General features: G+C 39.8%; 16 protein-coding genes. 10 read left to right on the top strand and 6 right to left on the bottom strand.

Features of this window, described 5'->3' with window-relative positions:
* Positions 1-190 precede the first annotated feature (190 nt).
* Both NOS7107_RS13145 and NOS7107_RS13140 read left to right on the top strand, forming a co-directional pair.
* Positions 191-379, top strand: a complete 189-nt coding sequence (locus NOS7107_RS13145) for a hypothetical protein (protein ID WP_015113463.1) — start codon at positions 191-193, stop codon at positions 377-379.
* Positions 376-660 (top strand): type II toxin-antitoxin system RelE/ParE family toxin, encoded by a 285-nt coding sequence (locus tag NOS7107_RS13140; protein ID WP_015113462.1) that lies wholly within the window; start codon positions 376-378, stop codon positions 658-660. The genes NOS7107_RS13145 and NOS7107_RS13140 overlap by 4 nt, the downstream gene beginning before the upstream one ends.
* Positions 661-898: 238 nt before the next feature.
* Here NOS7107_RS13140 and NOS7107_RS13135 read toward each other — a convergent pair whose 3' ends face one another.
* Complete coding sequence (locus NOS7107_RS13135; RefSeq protein WP_015113461.1) at positions 899-4,681, bottom strand: tetratricopeptide repeat protein; 3,783 nt, start codon at positions 4,679-4,681, stop codon at positions 899-901.
* 315 nt (positions 4,682-4,996) lie between these two features.
* On the opposite strand from NOS7107_RS13135, the gene NOS7107_RS28570 reads away from it, so the two are divergent.
* Positions 4,997-5,284, top strand: coding sequence for a hypothetical protein (locus NOS7107_RS28570; protein WP_157374019.1), 288 nt, complete (start codon positions 4,997-4,999; stop codon positions 5,282-5,284).
* Between the two features lie 103 nt (positions 5,285-5,387).
* A complete protein-coding gene (locus NOS7107_RS13125; protein WP_015113459.1) occupies positions 5,388-5,825 on the top strand; it encodes a hypothetical protein in 438 nt (145 codons plus the stop codon).
* 197 nt (positions 5,826-6,022) lie between these two features.
* Here NOS7107_RS13125 and NOS7107_RS13120 read toward each other — a convergent pair whose 3' ends face one another.
* Positions 6,023-6,409 (bottom strand): response regulator, encoded by a 387-nt coding sequence (locus NOS7107_RS13120; protein ID WP_015113458.1) that lies wholly within the window; start codon positions 6,407-6,409, stop codon positions 6,023-6,025.
* 104 nt (positions 6,410-6,513) lie between these two features.
* Complete coding sequence (locus NOS7107_RS13115) at positions 6,514-11,343, bottom strand: response regulator (RefSeq protein WP_015113457.1); 4,830 nt, start codon at positions 11,341-11,343, stop codon at positions 6,514-6,516.
* Positions 11,344-11,911: 568 nt separating this feature from the next.
* On the opposite strand from NOS7107_RS13115, the gene NOS7107_RS13110 reads away from it, so the two are divergent.
* Complete coding sequence (locus NOS7107_RS13110; protein WP_015113456.1) at positions 11,912-12,343, top strand: NfeD family protein; 432 nt, start codon at positions 11,912-11,914, stop codon at positions 12,341-12,343.
* Positions 12,344-12,400: 57 nt separating this feature from the next.
* Entirely contained in the window at positions 12,401-13,399 is a 999-nt protein-coding gene (locus NOS7107_RS13105; RefSeq protein ID WP_015113455.1) for an SPFH domain-containing protein, read from the top strand.
* 204 nt (positions 13,400-13,603) lie between these two features.
* Here NOS7107_RS13105 and NOS7107_RS13100 read toward each other — a convergent pair whose 3' ends face one another.
* On the bottom strand, positions 13,604-13,990 hold the full coding sequence (locus tag NOS7107_RS13100) for a Fur family transcriptional regulator (RefSeq protein WP_015113454.1): 387 nt from the start codon (positions 13,988-13,990) through the stop codon (positions 13,604-13,606).
* Between the two features lie 147 nt (positions 13,991-14,137).
* Between NOS7107_RS13100 and purS the strand changes: the two genes are divergently transcribed.
* The 3 genes from purS to NOS7107_RS13085 all read left to right on the top strand — a co-directional run bounded on the left by purS (position 14,138) and on the right by NOS7107_RS13085 (position 17,488).
* Complete coding sequence (gene purS, locus NOS7107_RS13095; protein ID WP_015113453.1) at positions 14,138-14,416, top strand: phosphoribosylformylglycinamidine synthase subunit PurS; 279 nt, start codon at positions 14,138-14,140, stop codon at positions 14,414-14,416.
* 190 nt (positions 14,417-14,606) lie between these two features.
* Complete coding sequence (gene purQ / locus NOS7107_RS13090) at positions 14,607-15,284, top strand: phosphoribosylformylglycinamidine synthase subunit PurQ (protein ID WP_015113452.1); 678 nt, start codon at positions 14,607-14,609, stop codon at positions 15,282-15,284.
* 278 nt (positions 15,285-15,562) lie between these two features.
* Positions 15,563-17,488, top strand: a complete 1,926-nt coding sequence (locus NOS7107_RS13085) for a type I restriction enzyme HsdR N-terminal domain-containing protein (RefSeq protein WP_015113451.1) — start codon at positions 15,563-15,565, stop codon at positions 17,486-17,488.
* Here NOS7107_RS13085 and NOS7107_RS13080 read toward each other — a convergent pair.
* Complete coding sequence (locus tag NOS7107_RS13080; protein ID WP_015113450.1) at positions 17,485-18,594, bottom strand: hypothetical protein; 1,110 nt, start codon at positions 18,592-18,594, stop codon at positions 17,485-17,487. The genes NOS7107_RS13085 and NOS7107_RS13080 overlap by 4 nt on opposite strands.
* A gap of 50 nt (positions 18,595-18,644) precedes the next feature.
* Positions 18,645-19,832, bottom strand: a complete 1,188-nt coding sequence (locus tag NOS7107_RS13075) for an aminotransferase class V-fold PLP-dependent enzyme (RefSeq protein ID WP_015113449.1) — start codon at positions 19,830-19,832, stop codon at positions 18,645-18,647.
* 173 nt (positions 19,833-20,005) lie between these two features.
* Here NOS7107_RS13075 and NOS7107_RS13070 point away from each other — a divergent pair, with 173 nt between their 5' ends.
* Positions 20,006-21,496, top strand: a complete 1,491-nt coding sequence (locus tag NOS7107_RS13070) for a TM0106 family RecB-like putative nuclease (protein ID WP_015113448.1) — start codon at positions 20,006-20,008, stop codon at positions 21,494-21,496.
* Positions 21,497-21,573 lie beyond the last annotated feature (77 nt).

Genomic DNA, 21,573 nt, shown 5'->3' with positions numbered 1-21,573 from the left:
TGTGCTTGACATAGGCATTGCCAAATCTCTCTGATACTTTGATTGGGAGTTTCTATCGCCAGAGGTTTCTTAGGAGACATTGCTTGATATAGTTCCCTCAGCAATGTCTCTTGAGTATCAAAAAGATATATGAGTTCACCGATTTGTGAGTTGAGCCTACAATATAAAAAACAAGTTATCTATAATTTCTATGGAAAAGCTCAATATTAAAGAAGAAGCTCGAAAGCTAATTGATAAACTACCTGCTAACTCAACATGGGATGATCTCATGTATGAGATTTATGTTAGACAAGTTGTAGAAGCTGGACTTGCAGACAGTCAAGCGGGTAAAGTAGTTCCTGTACAGGAAGTTAGGGCAAAATTTGGACTACCAGAGTGAAAGTTTTTTGGACAGAAACAGCAGTACAAAACCTATCTGCAATTTATACTTACATTGCCCAGAATTCACCTCAGTACGCAACCAGGGTTATTGATCGTATAACCAAACGTTCCCAACAGCTTGCGAATTTTCCTCTATCTGGTCGAATTGTACCAGAGTTTGAAACCGAGCAAATTAGGGAAGTCATTGAAGGTTCATATCGAATTATCTATTACATCAAACCCGAACAAATTGATGTACTTGCTGTTATACATGGGGCGCAGGAAATTACACCAGTATAGAATAATCGTTTTCGCCGAAATAACAAATGCGTATGCAAAATCTATAATTGTTGTCGTTGAAATAGAAAATGCGATAATTTTCATCTGAAGCTATTCCCGCCTAGAACTAAAGTTTCAGGCTAATAGCGAAAATCCACTCAAGTGGACTGAAATAAATTTCTGGTTGAGTCCTTTTGAGAGGACTTGCGCTATGAGACACGGAGTTGATTCTGAGTCGGGATTGAGCGAAGTCAAAGTATTACGAATTAAGAATTTCATCAAAAAGCTGCCTCAATTCCTCCACCGACATCCCCAAAATCTCCGACACGGCTGCTAATAAACTCTCATCTTGAGTAACTTGGTAGAAACGGGCAAGATTACGAAGAGAAATTCCTAAACCATGCTCATCATTAAACTCGACAAAAATCTGTAAAGCTTGCAGATAATATGCTTTCGCTGATTCCAGTTCCCCTAATTCTTCTGCAAGTGTACCAAGGAAAAAATAGGTGCCAGCACACTCATAGCGATCGCCATATTCGATTTTTATATCCAAAGCCTGTTGATAATTGCGCCTTGCTTGTTCAAATTCCCGCAACTCTTGGGCAACAATTCCCAACTGGTGGTGGGTGCTGGCACAACTATAGCGATCGCCATATTCGATTTTTATATCCAAAGCCTGTTGATAATTGCGCCTTGCTTGTTCAAATTCCCGCAACTCTTGGGCAACAATTCCCAATTCGTGGTAGGTGCTGGCACAACTATGGCGATCACTATATTCGATTTTAATATCCAAAGCCAGTTGATAATTGCGCCTCGCCTCGGCAAATTCCCGCAATTCTAGGGCAACACTTCCCAACTGGTTGTAGGTGCTGGCACAACCATAGCGATCGCCATATTCGATTTTAATATCCAAAGCTAGTTGATAATTGCGCCTCGCCTCGGCAAATTCCCGCAATTCTAGGGCAACCATTCCCAATTCGTGGTAGGTGCTGGCACAACTATGGCGATCGCCATATTCGATAAATATATCCAAAGCCAGTTGATAATTGCGCCTTCCCTCTTTAAATTCCCGCAAATTTCGGGCAACTCTTCCCAACTGGTGGTAGGTTTTAGCACACTCATAGCGATCATCATATTCGATAAATATATCCAAAGCCAGTTGATAATTGCGCCTAGCTTCTTCAAATTCCCGCCACTCTTGGGCAACAATTCCCAAATTGTGGTAGGAAGTAGCCTGCCAAAGTTGTTTTTGTCTTTCTTCTTCACTCTCTAAGGCATCATAAATTTCCAAAGTCTTTTCATAAGACTTTCTCGCTTGCTGGTACTGCTGGGCTTGCAGTTGACAATTACCGAGTCTGAAAATTGCCAATGCTATTTGATAACCGAATTCACCTTTGATAAATGCTGAGGGATAATTTTCTAAACGTTGACAAACTGTTTCTGCTAACGTCAGATTACTTTGGTTATCACTAATTAACTCAAAGTATTTATATAAACAAAAATATATGCTGATACTTTCTTGCTTCTCTAAACAAATCTGCAACGCATTGTAGATATTTTCATATTCCAGCCTACAGAAGAATATCGCCCATTGCCGCTCTTGAGCATCTTTAGAATCCATCCATTTCTCATAGTAACCTGCCAAACCTTGATAGTGGTTTTTAAATCCCTCACGCAAAGCTGTACGAGTTGCTTCATCAAGAGTCTCTAACTTAGTCTTCAAAAAATAGGGAAAAACAGGTTGAATCGTCAACAAGCGCGAGTCTTCATACATTGGTGACAGCAAACCCCAGTTAATCGCCTCTTGAATTGCATCGGTGAATTTATCAAATGGATAATCTTTTAATGGTTCAAACTTTTGTAATTGCTCGATATAATCGGGAATAGCTGGAGTGAAAATAAACTTACTAAACTGAGCCAAACATAACAGCAATTTTTGCGCTTCTGGCGATAAATTCCTATGGGAATATTCAACACACTGCAAAATACTTTTAGTCCTATCTCCATTCTCCAAATCTATACCCTTAACGCCAGCTTGCAACCCCTGTAAAATCTCCTGTGGTGATTGCTTTCGCAAATTTGCCAACACAACTTGCATCGCTAAGGGATAACCTGCTAACAAATTCATCAATTTCTGAAAATCACCATCTTGGCGAATATCAGCAATCTTGTTTCGGGGTACATTCCGTTCTAAAATTTTCTCGGCTAATTCCGTCCGGGCTTCTTTATCTAAGCCTCGCAACTCATAAATATTGTGTTTAAATGTGGTAGCTTGCAACCACTCTTCCCGACTACGAGAACCTAAAATAACTTTGGTATTTCCACCTTGTAAACGCCATAAAAAATCACGGATTTGCTCGCGTTCCGTCTCTGGTAAAGTATTTTGAATTGCTAGTTGTTGCCCTGTCACCGATTCTAAGTTATCTAAAATCAAGGCATAAGATTCAGCCCGCAGTTTTGCGACTAATTTTTGTACCTGCGCCGCCTGATTCATGGCTTGAAATTGAGCTGGTTCAAATTTGCCATATACCTGCTTACCAATTTCAAACAAAATTTGTGTTAGTGTCCACGCCTTTTCGTCATAGCCAAAATAAAAGACATTCTTCACAAAATTTGTGCGTTGCCACCATTCCCGCAGATAATTTAATAGGGTAGTTTTGCCCGTTCCCCCCATTCCCTGTAACAGTAAAATATTCTGCCTGAGTACAGCTTTCTCAATTTTGAGAATCTCTAAATCCCGTCCGACAAAACCATATTCTGGCAAGGGGAAGCGATACTGACTGCCAAAAGTTTCCCAATATTTTTCTTCTTCTTCTGGTGTAAACTGGCGTAAATTAAAATTCACTGTCTGATTGCAATACACCACAGGTAGCAACCAATCTTCTAAATCAATCGACTTAATATAAGCTTTGCGTGATTTATTATTGAACAATTCCCGCCGACTCAAACGAATCGCCTCGGTGATGGGTTGGTTATTAAATAAATGGCGATAAAGTTGTTCCATCATCAACTTAGCCGCCGACACGGTGACAGAATAGCCCATCGCCACTACCATCTGCATTCCCGCCGTCATTAACCTACTTCCTAAGCTGGTTTCCCGGATATGGATATCTTCGTCGGGGGTGGGGTTCTTCACCTGCTTCCCTGACTGACAAGCATTGAGAATGCAAACGGGAATTCCCTTCCCTGTGAGTAAATCGGCTAACTCCTGCGCTTCTACCAAATCAACTTTTCCCTGAGTCTCGCCCTCAAAGGCTAAAAACGCCCTCACACCATCAAATTTCTGCCAATCACTCCGCCCATAGCGCCCTTGATATAAATAGCGTCCGGGTTTGCTGGGTTGTTGTATTTGTTCATAAGTCATCAGCGCCCCATGACAATCTAAATGGATGACATGGTAATATCCCGCACCTTTGGCTTCCAAATGCTGAGATAAAGCTTGGTAAGTCCCCGGACGCAGTAATTCAACATTCACCCGCAAGTGGCTATTCTCAATCAACTCCAACAAAGGGCGAGAAATAGTCCGATAACCTACGTCCAGTTCTTCATCTGGACGCGCTACCACTACTAATAAATTGATTGTGGGGGAAGTTTGCACATCCGCATAGATAGGTGCTGGTTTGTTACTCTTCCGCACCATTACACAATTTACTGCTAGGGGATAAGGTAAATCTGGGTCACGCAAGGCTTCCCAATGCAGTGCTTGAAATTCTGGTGTTTTACCAACAATTTCAATTTGTAATTGACTTAAATTACCCCGCAACCGTTGATATTCGCCATAAGCATTGAAATCAACCCGAAAAACTTGCTTAAATAACTCTTCGCCGTAAGTTTTAATACTAGTTGCTGCTGCTTCTGCCTTCACCGTATCCAGCAGGGGAAAAATCAACCAGTCTTCAAAATACCACTCTAGTTGTTTTTCTACCTTGGATGTAAAAGGGTCGGTAATTTTTACTAGATACTCGCCTCTCCCATCAAAACTGAGAGTGGCATTAAATCCACCTTCTGTTGCAGATTCTTCCCGAATTGTGATAGTTGGCATGGTGTAGGTTGATGCTATTGGCGCATAGTCTTATGCTACACAACAGAATCGTCTTTTCCCGATACGGTTTGGTTAAGGTTTTAGTATTTTGATATCCCCCAACCTCCTTTTTTAAGGCTTTGGTGTACACACAAGTTATAGCAGAAGGCAGGAGGCAGAAGGAAAAGTCTTACTATTCCTAGTATTCAAGTTTTCAAGTTGTCTTAACATCTCTAACTACCGCTATACATCGCAGTTCCACATCATTCGTGAAGGTCAAGATACCCGACTTCTTTGAGAAGTCGGGTATCTAATTCGTATGCAATTATAGATTTTGTGATCGCAATTGTTATTTCGGCGTACGCCATTGCTATTTCGGCATATACATTTATAGCTTTTGTGTATGCAATTGTTATTTCGGCGATCGCAATTGTTATTTCGGCGTATGCAATTATAGCTTTTGTGTACGCAATTGCTATTTCGGCATACACATTTATAGCTTTTGTGTACGCAATTGCTATTTCGGCATACACATTTATAGCTTTTGCGATGACGTTTGCTGCTTATACTTATGCCAAAATTATAAATTGGCATCAAAAATGGGTAAAAACACAGGTTTTATAAAAAGTTCATGAAACTTTTAAATAAATAAATCCACAAACTTACTCATCTCAGGTAAAAGGTTACTCAATTATTTTGAAAAAAGATTATTCAAAAAGGATGCCTCATGGCTTTAAAAACTCGTCGTTCTGCTGCTATTGAAAAAGCTCAACTTCGTCTTGCGTTGCTGAAATCTATTGATGAAAATCTAGACTTAGGACACGGGTTAAATATTGAAGCTTACACCAACTTACTCAACAATACCCGTGCCATTTTAGAATCTCATAATACGCTGGTTTCTAATCTGGAAGAATCGCGGAAAACATTAACCCAAATGGACAAAGCCCTCTCGGAAATGTCGGAACGAATGCTAAGTGGAGTTGCAACTGTCTACGGCAGAAGTAGTATGGAGTATTCTAAGGCTGGCGGTTCTAATCGAAAACGCAGTAGACAATCTAGTTCTAAAGTTACTCCAGTTGTGGCTGTTCTTGCTAATCAATCTACTCAAGCTGTGATTGAAAATTCATCAACTAACGGCAACGGTACAACTCCTTTACTAAAATGATCCAGATATACCAATCCTATTTGATATGTGAATGATAGAGACAAGGGGGACAAGCACCAGGCGACTGGAAGTCGCGGCTACACAGGCAAAACCCGCGTAGGCGGGTTCAAAACCCTTGATTTTTTGTTAGTTCGCGCAGGCGGACTTTGTTTTTATAGCCGCGAATTCTATTTGTCGGGGCTGGGTGCTTCAGACTTTTAATTCTCCAGACTCCACTCTAAAGCGATCGCAATTTCATTAGCTAATTCTAAAGGGTTGAATGGTTTTGCGATCGCTGTTACTATACCCATCTGAGCATAACGACGGCGATCGCTGGCTTGAACTTTAGCAGTTAATAATATTACAGGGATTTCTTTGGTTGTGGCGTTTGCTTGGAGTTTCTCAAAGGTAGTTATCCCATCCATTTCTGGCATCATCACATCTAATAAAATCGCATCTGGTTGATAGGTTTCGGCTTGTGTAATGCCTTCTTTACCGGAACTTGCCGTGACTACTTCCCAACCTGCAACGGTTTCTAAACAAATTTTGGCAACTTCTTGAATATACTGTTCGTTATCGACAACGAGAATCCGTTTTACGGTCATGATTAATACCAATTCATAATTAATTAACAGTAAATAGTTAACAGGTAACAGTAAAAGACAAAAAAGCTTTTCTAAACTGTATTGGGTTGTAGTCGAACTCTTTTTTACTCAGCACTCTGCACTGGATGATGAGTTATTCGCTGAAGTAATTCCACCACTTTTTGTTCAAATTCTTGGGTTGTGACACGTCCTTTTGTTAAAAATTCTGTGTATCCTAATTTGAGTCGCTGGCGTTCAGATTCATCTAAATCTTTGGCAGAGTAAACTACTACTGGCATAGTACATAAATGATTGTGCTGTCGTAACCAATCAATTACCACAAAACCGTCACTTTCTGGCAAAATCAAGTCAAGAATTAATAAGTCAGGATGCAGTTCTTGGCTGAGGTGAATGGCTTCTCGTCCTGTTTGAGCCAAGTAGGTTTCGATGTCATGGCGCTCAAATAAAGTAATTAGCAATTGTGCTAAGTCGTTGTCGTCTTCTACAATCAAAATCCGGGCGCGTTTAGCAGGTTTGGCAACAACTTGTTTGAGCGATTGTAAAAGATAACTTTCTTGAACTGGTTTGCTTACCCAGTCAGCAAAATCTGAACTTTGTTGGTTATTAGTATCTGACTGATAAACACTACAAATGACAATAGGAATGTGTTTAGTATCGGCACGTTCTTTTAATATTGCCATTGTTTGCCAACCGTTCATTTCTGGCATGAGCAAATCGAGTAAAATTACGTCTGGTTGTTGAGCCGATGCGGTAGCGATCGCTTGTTCCCCGGTAGCAACTGCTACTACTCGATATCCACCTTTTTGCAACAGTTTTTGCAGTTCTGTGCTGATTGCTTGGTCATCGTCGCAAACTAAAACTAAAGGAGAATAAGGAGTAGGTAATGGACAATGGGGAGTCGGCAGTGCTGAATCAACTGTTTGGGGAGCTTGATAAATAGGCAAAGTCAAGTGAAATTTACTACCTTCTCCTACAGTACTTTCCGCCCAGATACGTCCACCGTGTTGTTGCACAATACTTTTACAAATTGCTAAACCTAAACCTGTGCCATCATGGTTGCGCGAATCGGATGAATCAACTTGTTGAAAACGCTCAAAGATGCTTTCTAATTTATCTGCTGGGATACCACGTCCGGTATCTTTAATTGTAAGTAAAACATCATGTTCTTGTTGCTGAATTTCTAACCATACTGTCTCGCCTTTCACCGAAAATTTAATGGCATTACTCAGCAAGTTAGTTAAAGTTTGCACAATTCGGTCAGGGTCAGCCCATAACATAATAGATAAGCTAGAAATAGCTAATGTGATTCCTTGTTTATTTGCCAAAGGTTGAATCACATTCACTGCTGACTGAATTAAATCGGCAAGGTCGCAGATTTCCCGCGCCATCTTGACTTTGCCTGATTCAATCCGTTCGATGTCTAAAATATCATTAATTAATCGAACTAAGCGATCGCTACTATCTATGGCAATTTGTAAGAGTCGTTTTCCTTGGTCGGAATCTGCTGGTAATAAACCACTAGTCAGCATTCCCAAGGAACCATGAATTGATGTTAGAGGTGTGCGGAGTTCGTGACTAACAACAGACACAAATTCATCTTTCATCCGCTCAATTTGTTTGCGCTCTGTCACATCACGCAAAATCACTGTATAGTAAACGTCCTCACCCATATTTAATTTAGAAATTGAAGCCTCAGCCGGAAATTCGCTTCCATCTTGGCGTTGACCAAATAATTCCCTTCGTTCTCCCATTCTCCGCGCTAAATTTGCCGATTTACCAAAGTCAGAGACATGTTGACGATGAGCTTGGGTAAATCGCAGCGGTAAAAGTATATCTAACTTTTGCCCCATGATTTCCTGAGCAGAATAACCAAAGATTTTCTCGGCTCCTTGATTAAATAAGGTAATACATTGGTTGCTGTCAATAGAAATAATGGCATCATCAGCAATATCTAAAATTCGTGCCAATTTCACTTGAGAAATACGCAGTTCTTCTTCTATGCGTTGGCGTTCATCTAGTTCTGATTGCAGTTGGCAGTTGACGGTGATTAATTCGGCTGTGCGTTCAGCAACTCGTAATTCTAATTCATTGTTAGCTTTTTTTAAGGCGGCTTGACTTTGTTGTAATGCGGCTTCGGCTAAAGTGCGATCGCGTTGATTGCGTAATGCGACAATACCATAAGTTAAATCTTCTGCCAGTTTTTTTAATAGTTGTACTTCATCATCATCAAAGGCGTTTGCTTCAGCCGCATAGATATTCAACACCCCAAAAGCTCGTTCTTCTATCTTTAAGGGTAAAGCGATCGCCGCAGCATATCCCCGTTCTTGTGCTTGACACCGCCAAACATCATATTTGGGGTCAGTTAAAATATTTTGAATAATGCAAGTTTTCTTGGTGCGAATGGCTGTACCTGTCGGCCCTTGACCTCGTACAGTATCCGCCCAAGTAAGGTTGAGAGTTTGTAAATAGCCATGATCATAGCCAGCTTGAGCGACTGGGCGAATATTTTTTTCCGCATCATCTTCAGCAAAACCAACCCACGCCAGCCGATAACCGCCAACTTCTACAATGATTTGGCAAATTTTCTGGAGTAAATCTTGTTCATCTTGAGTACGAACAATAATTTGATTGCAACTATTTAATGTCTGGAGTGTGCGATTAATCCGGCGAATTTCTGTTTCTACTTGTTTGTAGTGGGTGATATCGCGGGAAAATGCCAATTGCACAAATTTGCCATCAATTTTATTTTGCAGCGGGACAGCATGAGTTTCTATCCAGTGACGATTACCTTGATAGGTGATGATCTCAAATTGCAAAGTGCCTTTATTACCTTGACAGACACTTTTATGGAGTTGCCTAAATGCTTGTTGATATTCTGGCGCAATCACAGCATAAACTGATTTGCCAATTACTTTAGCTTTGCTTTTAGCTGCGATAATTGCCACTCCAGCAGGATTTATTTCTAATACTGTGCCATCAGTGTCAACCACCATGACCCATTCTGGTTCACCTTCAAAGATAGTCAGCCAATCAACCGAGACAGCAGAACTGGCCGATGAGAGAGTAACTTTATCTGTGACTGACTGTTGCTGAGTTTGCGCCATCCGCCGAAACAATTTTATCCGTTCTAGGCGATTCACAATCCGAGTTACCAATTCTGGCCCGACAATTGGTTTGCTGACAAAATCATCCGCACCAACGCTATACACCTGATTTACAATGTCGGCATCGCTGTGAACTGTGAGAAATAAAATTGGTAACTCACTCCAATTCTGGTCATTTCTCACAACTTGGCAAAGTTCAATGCCATTAGTGTGAGGCATTTCTACATCCAGAATCAACATATCTGGCTTGACAGCTTCCAAGGTTTCCCAAAAATGCCGCGGATCATCTAAGGTAATTACTTGTAATCCCCAAGGCGTGAGTAAAGTTTGCAACAAAGCGAGAATCTGCGGATCATCATCCACAGCAAGGATTTTCGCTTCGCCTGGGGGTGCTTGTTGGAGTAATTGAGCGATCGCCTCTCCCACCTTTTCCGCTGTCATCGGCTTTTGTAAAAAGGTGTGTCCACCTTGACGCGCCAGTTGTAAGCGATTGCCTAAATCTGTTTGCTCGGTAAAAACTAACACTGGCACAGGTGGTTTCCGTTGCGCCAGTTCTGCTAAAAAACTCCAACTATCTTCTTGTTGCTCAGAAAAACTAGGGTCAAGCAATACTACACTAGGATGCTTTCGGTAAAGCAGAGTTCTCGCTGATTCCAGATTTGTGGTAATGCTAACTTGAAATTCTGGGTCAGATTTGGTTTGTGCAAGTTGTTCTCCTAGGGTATGGTTTCGATCAACTACCAAAACTAAAGGTAATTTACTGTCATCGGAGGATGAGCCTGTTTCCTCGCCTTGAGTTTGAATTTCTTGACGCAATAATCTTACCCAAGTTTGCAGTTTGGCTGTGTCTTCTGGTGTTAACTCTTGACTAGATTTGAGTAATTGCTCAATTTTCCGCGCCAATTTTGAGCCTGTGGGAAAGCCAAATGTCCCCAACGAGCCGGCTAAGGTATGGGCTTCTTTCTGTGCTTGGTTGAGCAATTCGGGATTGACAACTGCTTGTTCTAGCACTTTGATTTGCTCATCGACTCGTCCCTGAAATCTTTGCCAAACTCCCGCTATCGCTTGGAGTGTTTGCTGCTGAGATGATGGTTCTTCTTGGGGTTTGGAGTTTTGAGATTTGGAATTAGATGATTTTGCCGTGACTGTCTCTTCTTCTTGCGGTTTGAGACGATAGCCAATTCCATACACGGTTTCGATTAAATCACTGGGCGCTCCCACAGCTTTTAATCTCTGTCGTAATCCTTTAATATGAGTCCGAACAGCTTCTTCCCCAGGCGTATCTTCATAAGACCAAAGATGTTCTAAAATCATGCCACAGCTAAAGACTCGGCGGCTGTTGCGTAAAAATAATTCCAAAAGCGCATATTCTTTGGGAGTTAATGATAGTAAATATTCTCTATATCTAACTTCACAACTACTAGGATCAAGGCGCAAATTTCCCCATTCTAAAACTGGTTGTGCTGATGTACCACCGCGACGTAACAAAGCTCTAACACGGGCGACTAATTCTTCTTGTTCAAATGGTTTAACTACATAATCGTCTGCGCCTGCATCTAATCCAATCGCTTTCTCATGACTGCTATCACGTCCTGTTAATAACAGAATTGGCATTTGCCCGCCACTAGAGCGAATTTGCCGACACAAACTAATGCCATCTAGATTTGGCAAAATTACATCTAATAAAATTAAATCATAATTATAAATTTGAATTAAATCCCAGGCAGTTTCACCATCACTAGCAACTTCAACTGCATAGTTTTGGTTAGTAAGAACGGCGGTCAGTGCATAAGCATTTAGCTCGTCATCCTCGACAACTAAAATTTTCATACCCAAACATTATCTAATATTATTATTATTAGATAATGAGCCTAAAAATTTGAATTAAAAACATAATAATATTTTAGATTTGCGCTTTAGAGCATAGTAAAGTATTTATTCTATGAATATTAAGTTTAATTTACAATTATCAACATTTATCAATAGACCTCCTGCATGAATCAAATTGTGACTAATAAACAAGTGAATTCTCCGTAACTCTTTGCGTGGCAGTGGCTACAACAAGGGGAACCTACACAACGCGCTGCCTTGCCTTTGCGTGAGGCTTAAAATTAGTGTTTTATAACATTGGGACAAGAAGTCTCATCTAAAACCGAACCGTATTGACTCAAACTCCTACTGCATGAAAAATTAACTCGTGAATTTCGATTACATTCAGATGTCAAAGACTTGCTGGTTAGAATAGACTGGTTTCGTGTACCTCTGGCTACATCTTGTCACTAAAATTAATCAAAATTAATTCTCCAAAGACCAAGGTTTGATTTCTGTAAAACCTTTCTTTATCGGTGAATCTCATCTCAGAAATCCTTGTCGTAAATGTAGTGTCTAGGATGGCTCTATGCCAAGTTTTACTTTAATTTGGCTCTTGGCTGGATCGGTTTTGTGTTTATCGGAACTGTTTTTACCATCAGCTTTTGTCGCCTTCATGATGGGAATTAGTGCCTTTGCTGTGGCGCTGCTGTCCCAACTTGGTTTAAGTTTATGGCTGCAAGTGGCGATTTGGTTATTGCTTTCTACAATGCTGGTGGTATTATCCCGGCGATTTTTGCAACCGCGACGACGCAAGTCAAAAATTCAAGATGCAATTATAGCTGAAACATTAACAGAAATTCCGGCTGGTAAAACGGGACGAGTGCTATATGAAGGCAATTCTTGGCGTGCTAAATGTGATGATGACAAACTCGATGTTGCTCCCCATCAACGAGTTTATGTAGTCAGAAGAGAAGGCACTACGTTAATTGTTATGCCAGAAAATTTATTGCATTCATAGGAAGTATGAAGTGTGAAAGTTGAGATTTGAAAATATTTAATAACTAGGAGATTTACAGTGGAACAGTTTTTTTTATTAGTCTTTTTAGCCCTTGGTGGCTCTGCGGTGGCTGGTTCTGTCAGAATTATTAATCAAGGTAATGAAGCTTTGGTAGAAAGAGTGGGGAGCTATAACAAAAAGCTAGAACCAGGACTTAATTTTGTTCTGCCATTTTTAGATAAAATAGTCTACCAACAAACCATCCGCGAAAAAGTCTTAGATATTCCCCCACAAAAATGTATCACCCGTGACAACGTTAGCATTGAAGTAGACGCAGTGGTGTACTGGCGGATTGTCGATATGGAAAAAGCCTGGTATAAGGTAGAAAATCTCCAGTTGGCAATGACAAACTTGGTACTAACTCAAATTCGCTCAGAAATGGGACAACTGGAGTTAGATGAAACTTTTACCGCCCGTACTCAAATCAATGAACTTTTGTTACGCGATTTAGACATCGCCACAGATCCTTGGGGCGTGAAAGTAACAAGGGTAGAACTGCGAGATTTAATCCCCTCCAAAGCAGTGCAAGAATCAATGGAAATGCAAATGTCCGCAGAACGACGCAGACGGGCGGCAATTTTAAATTCTGAAGGTGAACGGGAAGCAGCCGTCAATAGTGCTAGAGGTAAAGCGGAAGCCCAAATTTTAGATGCAGAAGCCCGGCAAAAATCCGTAATTTTAAACGCTGAAGCGGAACAAAAAGCGATCGTTCTTAAAGCCCAAGCCGAACGCCAACAGCAAGTTCTCAAAGCCCAAGCCATTGCTGAGTCAGCAGAAATTATCGCCCAAAAAATTAACACTAACCCCAATGCTAGTAAGGCTTTAGAAGTTCTGTTTGCTTTGGGTTATCTAGATATGGGCGCGACTATCGGTAAAAGCGATAGCAGCAAAGTCATGTTCATGGATCCTCGTACCATTCCCGCTACCTTTGAGGGCATTCGCTCCATAGTTTCTGATACTAAGGTAGATTCTAGCTCTTGGTTGGGTAGGGAAATGCCAGAGGTTAATGGGCAGTAGTCAATAGTCATTGGTCACTAGTACAACAAGGCAAAAGTAAAAAGGCAAAAGTAAAAAGAAAGAATAACGATACCACAAGCTTTTTAGCAATTCCAGATAGTCTGTTTATTTAAGCCGACCTGTACTAGTATTATTTCTTTTGTATCTGGGGTGCTAACTCATAACGGTGCAAACGGATAGTAACAAATGACAAAGGACAAATAACTATTCACTAACCTGACATTGACCGCACAAACCAAAGAACTCTAAGGTGTGGTAAAAAATTTTAAATTTATGATTGGTTTGTAGTTGGTCTTCCAGGTCATGAACTGGACACTGATTAATGGGTATGGAAGTGCCACATTGTAGACAAGTGAGATGGTGTTTGTCCTGCTGGGCTAGGCTATAGAGAGCTTCACCGTTAGCTAAAGTCCGCACTTGCACCAAACCTTCAAGTTTTAAAGCTTCCAAGGAGCGATAAACGGTGGCTAAACCCATATTCTGATTGCGATTCCGCAATTCAATATAAATATCTTGGGCGGAAATGCCTTGTTTCATGCTTTTCAGTAGGTTTAAAATCCGCTCTTGACTGCGGGTGCGTATAGCTCTCATAAGCAATTGGGGATATTCGCCACTGTAGTGGAAGCTGTTATACTGGCTATCTAATTAAATTAACTTTAACTGTTTCACAATCTTATTTTCACTCAGTTGGAACAGAAAGTTATAGTATAGCGATCGCAGCATTCAGCAAAAAAAACTGTGCAACGGAAGTATCTAGCCAAAATTCTCGTAACGCTTCGTCCTTCAGTCCTAGACCCTGCTGGTGTGGCTGTACAATCTGGTCTCAAGCAAATGGGATACGATACTGTTGACCATGTGCGGATTGGTAAGTACATAGAATTCACCATCATCTCCCCTGATGAGACAAAAGCACGTCAAGATTTAAACATCATTTGTGACCAGATGTTAGCAAATCCCGTGATTGAGAACTATCGGTTTGATTTAATTGAAGTCGAAACACAGACGGGAGTGTTTTAAAAGTTAAAAGTGAGCCAGCGCGGTCTTGGGGAGCCACTGCGTTGGACGGGTTTCCCGGCTTGAAGCAAGTGGCGTGGTTTCCCCCATGAGCGACTGGCGAACTCCGAAGGAGGTAAAAGGTAAAAGGACATCATCTTTTGCTCTTTTACTTTTGACTTTTTAATTTTTACTTTTTACTTCTCAATGACTAATGACAAAATTCGGCGTTATTGTTTTTCCAGGGTCTAATTGCGATCGCGATGTTGCATACATCACCAGAGACTTGTTAGATCAACCAACGCGCATGGTTTGGCATCAAGACACTGATATTGCTGATTTGGATGTAATTATCATCCCAGGCGGCTTTAGTTATGGTGATTACCTGCGCTGCGGTGCGATCGCTCGGTTCTCGCCTGTAATGCAGCAGGTGATTGAACATGCACAAAAAGGTAAGTTTGTTCTCGGTATTTGTAACGGGTTTCAGGTATTAACTGAAGCTAAATTGTTGCCTGGGGCATTAACCAGAAATCGTGATTTGCATTTTATCTGCGATCGCGTCCCCTTAAAAGTTGAAAATGCCAATACTCCTTGGACAAAAACTTACACCAGTGGAGAAGTTATCACTCTCCCTATCGCCCACGGAGAAGGGCGCTTTTATGCTGATAGAGACACTCTCTCGGACATAGAAGACAATAGACAGGTGGTATTTCGCTATGCTGGCGAGAATCCTAACGGTTCACTCAACAAGATTGCGGGGATTTGCAATCGCCAAGGCAATGTCTTGGGAATGATGCCACACCCAGAAAGAGCATCTGATGCCATGCTAGGTAATAGTGATGGCTTAAATTTATTTCAAGGGTTGTTAGAAAAAGTTGTTGCTGTAGTGTAGATTTGAATTTTCCGGCGATTATAGCAAGTAAGTACAGGGGAGCAGTGATGTTCCCTAATTTTTTGTATAAAGGCACATAGAATTTATCAGATATTTTTGACAGAATTTAAATCTTCTGTCAAAGGATACCAATACAGAAAATCATTGCACTTGACAAATTGACAGAAAGCAAATACCAATCTAAAAACATTTAAAATCTCAAATTGTATGGCTTGATAAATTGCTAGTTGATATCCATTCCCCGCAGAGGCAAATTTATACAAGCAGTGGATTCTCTAATGTATATTCCTAACTCGCTGCCATTATTTATTAAGTGGATACAAGCATTTGATATTCGGATTTTACAAACTGAAGAAGATGTAGAAAAAAAGTTTATTTTGCCGATGTTTCAGTATTTGGGATACCCAGATTTGTGTCGGCAGAGTAAGTACACTTTAACCAGTAATAATTTAGAGAACCCAGCCAAGCAACTCAAAAATGCTCAAATTTATTTTGCTACCGATGATGTTGAGCAACAAAATGCTGACACATCATTAGTAATTATTATTTATTTATCGCCTAAGACAAATTATTTTCAAGAAGCTATTGCTCAAGCTAAATTTTATAGTAATTATCTCAAACCTTTATTTTTGATAATTACTAATGGCTATAGTATGAAAATTTTTCAATGTTTTCAGTATCATCGAGAAGAACTAATATTTGATTCGATAATTGATACATTGAGAAATAGCCAAACAGCAGAAACTATTTATAATCATCTGAATTTTAACTTAATTAGAAACATCAATAAAACCACATTAACCAATTTCAAACATCCTCAATTTAGCAGTATAGAAAAATATTTAAGACGACATACAGAATTTGGCAATATTTTAGAAAAAGCCGAGTTTGAACCGCGTTTAATTAAAGAATATCATCACTTAGTTGTTATTCAACCAAAGGTTTTAATTAAGTGTAATTTACCACAAGCCTTTGGCAAAGGTAATTGCCTGATTCAATTTAGTAGCGTAATTTTAAGAGGTTTGAAAATTACCCTAAACCATCAACAAATCTTAGATCAATTAATGACAGGACTGCATACTAAACCTGAATGGAATTGTCGTCATTTTCTTAAACAGATAAATGTAGATACATTTGAGGCAGATTTAGGACAAACAACATTAATTTTGTCTGAATTAGAAGCAGCAGATTTATGTTTATGTGTAGATACTATTTGTCAAGAATATAAAAAGAGAATTATTGATTTTGAAGATTATTTAGAAACTTGGGATTTTAAATTTGTCGAATTTCCTGATATCAGAGGCTTTCATCTATTTTCTGTAGATGTGAAACTATGGAAAATGATACACAATTTTATTAAAAAGTTTAATTATACCCAAGGCAAATCTGAATGGCATTTATTTGACCAAGTAAATATCTCTATTCGCATCAGTCGAGGAATCCGCGATCATGCTTTTATTGTGCCACGACTCGGTAATTGTTACTCAGCATTATCTAATAATCAAGTTGATATCTTATACGAAATTAATGATATTCACATCGCCACTTTAGAAAGAAGTAACTTAAATTCGTGGCAAGAAGATATCGGGATAAGAGGAACATGGACAGCCAAATATACCAAAAACTGGCTAATAGAAAAATGTATCCCCAAAGTTATTAGTTATTATTCCCAGGAATTTCAAGTATTAGAATTTGATTTAGATAAAAATATCTTAAATTATCACAGTCAACATACAACTTTGAAAGAGATGAATGAGGTTAAAGATTTATTGCCATATTTGCGAGATATACAAATATGGCTACAAAGATATATAGAAAATTTTGCAGCTTCATCCTGGCAACAATATTATCAAGTATTCACCGATTTAGTCAGAAATGCTGATTCTGCGATCGCTGGTTTAGACTATATCACCATGAATTTGCAAAAAATCCTGTGGGCAAATCCATCAGCAGAGATATCCAGAGAAGAAATTTGGCATTTTAAAGATGCTATCTATTGTTTAGATACACAAGTTAGTCAGATAAAAAATTGCAAATATATTAGTAGCTGGGAAGCCGATTTAATTACACGAGTGTTTATTTGGATTATCGAAAATGGCAAAATAAACCATTCTCAAGGTCAATTAAATGTAGCCAAACAGGCATTGTTACCAATATGGGAAGAATGTCGCTTTGAGATGCGCCATGTATATCCTTATCGTTAGTTTTTGGTAATTTGTTTAGTTTCTACATGACCTCCTATTTGGTTAATAATAGCTTGGGCGATCGCCTCATTTCCATCCTTAGCAATTTGTTGGGTTTGCTGTGGTGGTTGGAGTAGTTGATGGAGGAAATTCCAATCACCAGCAAAAAATTCTGCGGGGGTGACAATTTGATGATAATTGTAATTAGTAATTCCTTCTAAAAGATAACTGGCTTCAGCAAAATCATCGCGGGGAATTGTCACCATCGGGATATCCAAACGTGCGGCTTCAGAAAAAGTACCGTACCCAGGTTTAGAAACTACTCGTCCACAAATTGCCATAAAATCTACAGGACGATATTTGTTATCTTGAATTTTGACTAAATTAGGTAAATCAGGTGCAGATTTATCAAAAGTAATAAATTGCCAATCGGGAAAATTTTGTAAGTTTTCGTAAGGGATTTGTTGTAAACCCAAACCACCAAAGGTAAGTAAAATAGTTTTTTCTTGTGGTGCAGTTATGCCCCAATTAGCGCGTAATTCATCAGCAGCATAACGCGGTGAACCTCCGGTTAAGCCAACGTCGGTAATATTTGGAAAAGCCAGCATTGGTTCGTGAAAGGGTAAACGAAACAAGCGATCACACTGAGAATAACACTCACTAATCCAATCTGCGATCGCGATAAATTCACCTCCCCAATCTCGATAGATCAAATCCCAACCAAAATTACTCATCATCCAACAAGGAATATTTGCAGCTTTAGCAAATAAAGGCGCAAGAAATGGAATATCAGCCAAGATTAAATCAACCCGATTTTGCCGGATAAAATTCACTTCCGATGCAATTAAAGAATTTTGGTGCTTTTTAATATCTAATAATTTTGCTAAAGTCGCGGCTTTATCCATTGTCAAACTATCAGCTTGTATCACCCCTAAATCAAAAGCGCGGGGACGATGGATAAAATCACCTTCGATATATGACTCTAGCAACCAGCGCGGTGCAGTTGTCACCATAATTAACAACACATCTGGACACAACTTTTGAATAGTTGCAGCCACCGATGCGGTACGAGTAGCATGACCAAAACCGTGGTTTGTAATGGCTATGTATAAGATGGGGCGTTTCATATAAAAGTATGAAGTCTAAACTTTTAATTATTTAGTCTTTTGAGAAATGACTATTGAGTAAACTTCTCTATTTGTTCAACTAACTGGTCAATTTCTGACTCTAAAGTGAAATAATGAACAGTGGCGCGAACACAGTCAGGCTGGGCAATTGTGCGGGTAAATATCTTGTTGTTTTCCAGAAATTGGACTAATTTAAAACTGGTTTGAGAATCATGCTGCACAAATTGAAACGAAACTAAACCGCTTTCTGGTGGAGAAGTTCGCAGACATTTGATTTGTGGTAAGGCTGATAATTTGCGCCAGAGATATTCACTGTTGCAGCAAATTTGCCGATAACGTTCCTCTGCTGTACCCCATTGTTGATGAAGTGCGATCGCTTCTACCAATCCTGCATAAAATGAATAAGCCGATGTCCCGACTTCATATCTTCGTCCATCTGGTAACAAATCTATCGGCTGACCTTGACTATCTTTAATTACACCACGCCAACCAATAAACGTTGGTGCAAGTTTTTCTAATGCGTCTGGTTTTACATATAACCCACCCACCCCAGCAGGGCCACACCACCATTTATGCCCAGTAAACGCATAAAAATCAGCCCCCAACTCAGTTAAATTTAAAGGTAATAAACCCACAGACTGGGCAGCATCAACTAATACTAAAGAATTATTATCTCTGCATACTTCTATAATCTTGTCAAGTGGTAAAACTTGGCCAGTATTCCAAAGGACATGGCTGAGAATCACTAAACGAGTATTAGGGCGTAAATTTTCGGTAACAACCGCCACAGGATCACCTGCATTTAAAGTTGCCATTAACGGACAAGTGGTAACTTCCAGATGAAATCGCCGCCCAATTTCTTTCGCTGCGGCAATTACCCCTTGATGTTCGCAGTCAGACAGCAGTAAATGGTCGCCAGGATGCCAATCAATTCCCCATAGAGGAATATTACAGCCCACAGTTACATTTTCGGTGAAGGTGATGGTTTCTGGTGGTGCGTTTAACTCCGATGCGATCGCTTGTTTGATAGTTTGAGTATATGATCCTATCCAGCGTCCAACTGCATTACCAAAGGGGCCTAGTTCCTGAATATGATTTTCCGTTTTAATAATGGCATCCATTGCCTTTTTAGGTAACGGCCCTTGTCCACCATAGTTAAAATAAATCTTATTAGCTAAAGCGGGAAATTGCTCTCGCTGGCGATGCAAATTTGTTTGGATAGCAGAAACACTGGTCATAAATAATGCCAAATATCAACATTGTTACTCGTTTAGTCCTTCATTTTCCCACTAATGAGAGAGGGTAATTTAACTCTATCAGTCCCAGAAAGCATCAAAAACGATGTAAAAAACTCAAATTTTCTTCTATTCTGCCTCCCTCCTTATTCCAAAATTATTGTTAGTTTAAATGAATGTTGATTAATGCTGAACACTTACTGCAATACCAACGCTGCAAACGCCGACCTATTTTAGATATTAATACTGACAAAAACCAGCGAGATGCACCTAATGACTTGTTGACTAAACTGCAACAAGACAAAATTGCTTATCATCGGGGTATTTTGGCAGAGTTTGACTATGAACAACCTCAATATCCTCCAGGAAATAGGGAAGCAGCACAAGCAGCGACTTTAGAATTAATGCAACGGGGAGTTGAGTATATTTATCATGGAGTGCTGTTAAGCAATTATCAAGATTGGGTAGAAACAACCAGTGAAGAATATACAATCCTCAGTCGTCCAGATTTACTAATTAAACAGCCAGGAGAATCTTGTTTTGGTGATTGGATGTATGTTCCGGCGAATATGGAACTGGGTAAGCGTCCCAAACAAGAATATCAAGTTGTGGCGGCATTTCATACCCAAGCTTTAGCAACCGTACAAGGAGTAACTCCCGATAAAGCTTGGTTGATATTGCGTACCAAAGACGTTAGTTATTCCGTAGATTTAGTGAAATGGACACCACAGATGTTACAAATTCTGGCGGAGTTCATTCAAGCGCTAGAGTCATCAGAAGCGCCAGAGATGTTTATTTCGCGGCAAAAGTGCAATCTTTGTCACTGGCATAGTCAATGTTACGCGATCGCCCAAGCAAAACAACATCTCTCATTATTACCAGGAGTTACACCTATTCGCTATGCCCAACTCCAAGAACTTTCTTTAACAACACTCGAATCTCTGGCTAATGCAAGCCCCACCACTTTGGAAGATTTGCCTGGGTTTGACAGTGTAGTAGCAACTAAGTTGATCATCCAAGCGCAAGCTGTGATCGAAAAACGTCCGTTAATTTTACCAACTTCTCTACCATCAACAGAACTCGCATTTACCTCACCTGTAGAACTGTATTTTGATATTGAAGCCCAGCCCGACTTAGATTTAGATTATCTTTTAGGTGTTTTAGTTGTTGACAGACAAAACAATACACAACAGTTTTATTCATTTTTAGCCGAAACACCCGCCGATGAAGAATTGATCTGGCAACAATTTCTCGATTTAGTTTGGCAATATCCCGACGCGCCAATTTATCATTTTTGTGTTTACGAATTTGATACAGTCAAACGACTCGCCAAGCTATACCGCACTCCTAAATCTTTAGTTAATCCCGTCTTATATAGATTTGTCGATGTATACGAACAGTTAATTCAAAGTGTCGCCTTACCTGTAGAAAGTTACGCCCTGAAAGTGATTGCGCGATGGTTAGGCTTTGAATGGCGTGATAAAGAAGCTAGTGGTGCTAAGTGCATTTACTGGTATGATCAATGGTTGGAAACAGGCGATCGCACTTTCTTAGACATCATCCAACGTTACAACGAAGATGACTGTCATGCTACTCGTAGCGTGAAAGACTGGCTGGCAAATTTTTTTCAGAATGCCCATCAAGTAGCAATACCTAAAAGCTCTTAATTGTATAGATTGACAGTACCCGTAAAATTCCTTAGTATTTGATTGTTTAGACATATCACTGGTTAAGCCAACTTCTG

The sequence above is a fragment of the Nostoc sp. PCC 7107 genome (assembly GCF_000316625.1).
GTDB lineage: Bacteria > Cyanobacteriota > Cyanobacteriia > Cyanobacteriales > Nostocaceae > Nostoc_B.
This window is presented reverse-complemented; position numbering and strand designations above follow the sequence as displayed.

Bases quoted from the DNA above. Each gene is read 5' to 3' on its own strand.
- NOS7107_RS13135 (WP_015113461.1), bottom strand. From the start codon at position 4,681: ATGCCAACTATCACAATTCGGGAAGAATCTGCAACAGAAGGTGGATTT.
- NOS7107_RS13075 (WP_015113449.1), bottom strand. From the start codon at position 19,832: ATGACCAGTGTTTCTGCTATCCAAACAAATTTGCATCGCCAGCGAGAG.
- NOS7107_RS13145 (WP_015113463.1), top strand. From the start codon at position 191: ATGGAAAAGCTCAATATTAAAGAAGAAGCTCGAAAGCTAATTGATAAA.
- NOS7107_RS13080 (WP_015113450.1), bottom strand. From the start codon at position 18,594: ATGAAACGCCCCATCTTATACATAGCCATTACAAACCACGGTTTTGGT.
- NOS7107_RS13120 (WP_015113458.1), bottom strand. From the start codon at position 6,409: ATGACCGTAAAACGGATTCTCGTTGTCGATAACGAACAGTATATTCAA.
- NOS7107_RS13125 (WP_015113459.1), top strand. From the start codon at position 5,388: ATGGCTTTAAAAACTCGTCGTTCTGCTGCTATTGAAAAAGCTCAACTT.
- NOS7107_RS13070 (WP_015113448.1), top strand. From the start codon at position 20,006: ATGTTGATTAATGCTGAACACTTACTGCAATACCAACGCTGCAAACGC.
- NOS7107_RS13100 (WP_015113454.1), bottom strand. From the start codon at position 13,990: ATGAGAGCTATACGCACCCGCAGTCAAGAGCGGATTTTAAACCTACTG.
- NOS7107_RS13085 (WP_015113451.1), top strand. From the start codon at position 15,563: ATGTATATTCCTAACTCGCTGCCATTATTTATTAAGTGGATACAAGCA.
- purQ (WP_015113452.1), top strand. From the start codon at position 14,607: ATGACAAAATTCGGCGTTATTGTTTTTCCAGGGTCTAATTGCGATCGC.
- NOS7107_RS13110 (WP_015113456.1), top strand. From the start codon at position 11,912: ATGCCAAGTTTTACTTTAATTTGGCTCTTGGCTGGATCGGTTTTGTGT.
- NOS7107_RS13115 (WP_015113457.1), bottom strand. From the start codon at position 11,343: ATGAAAATTTTAGTTGTCGAGGATGACGAGCTAAATGCTTATGCACTG.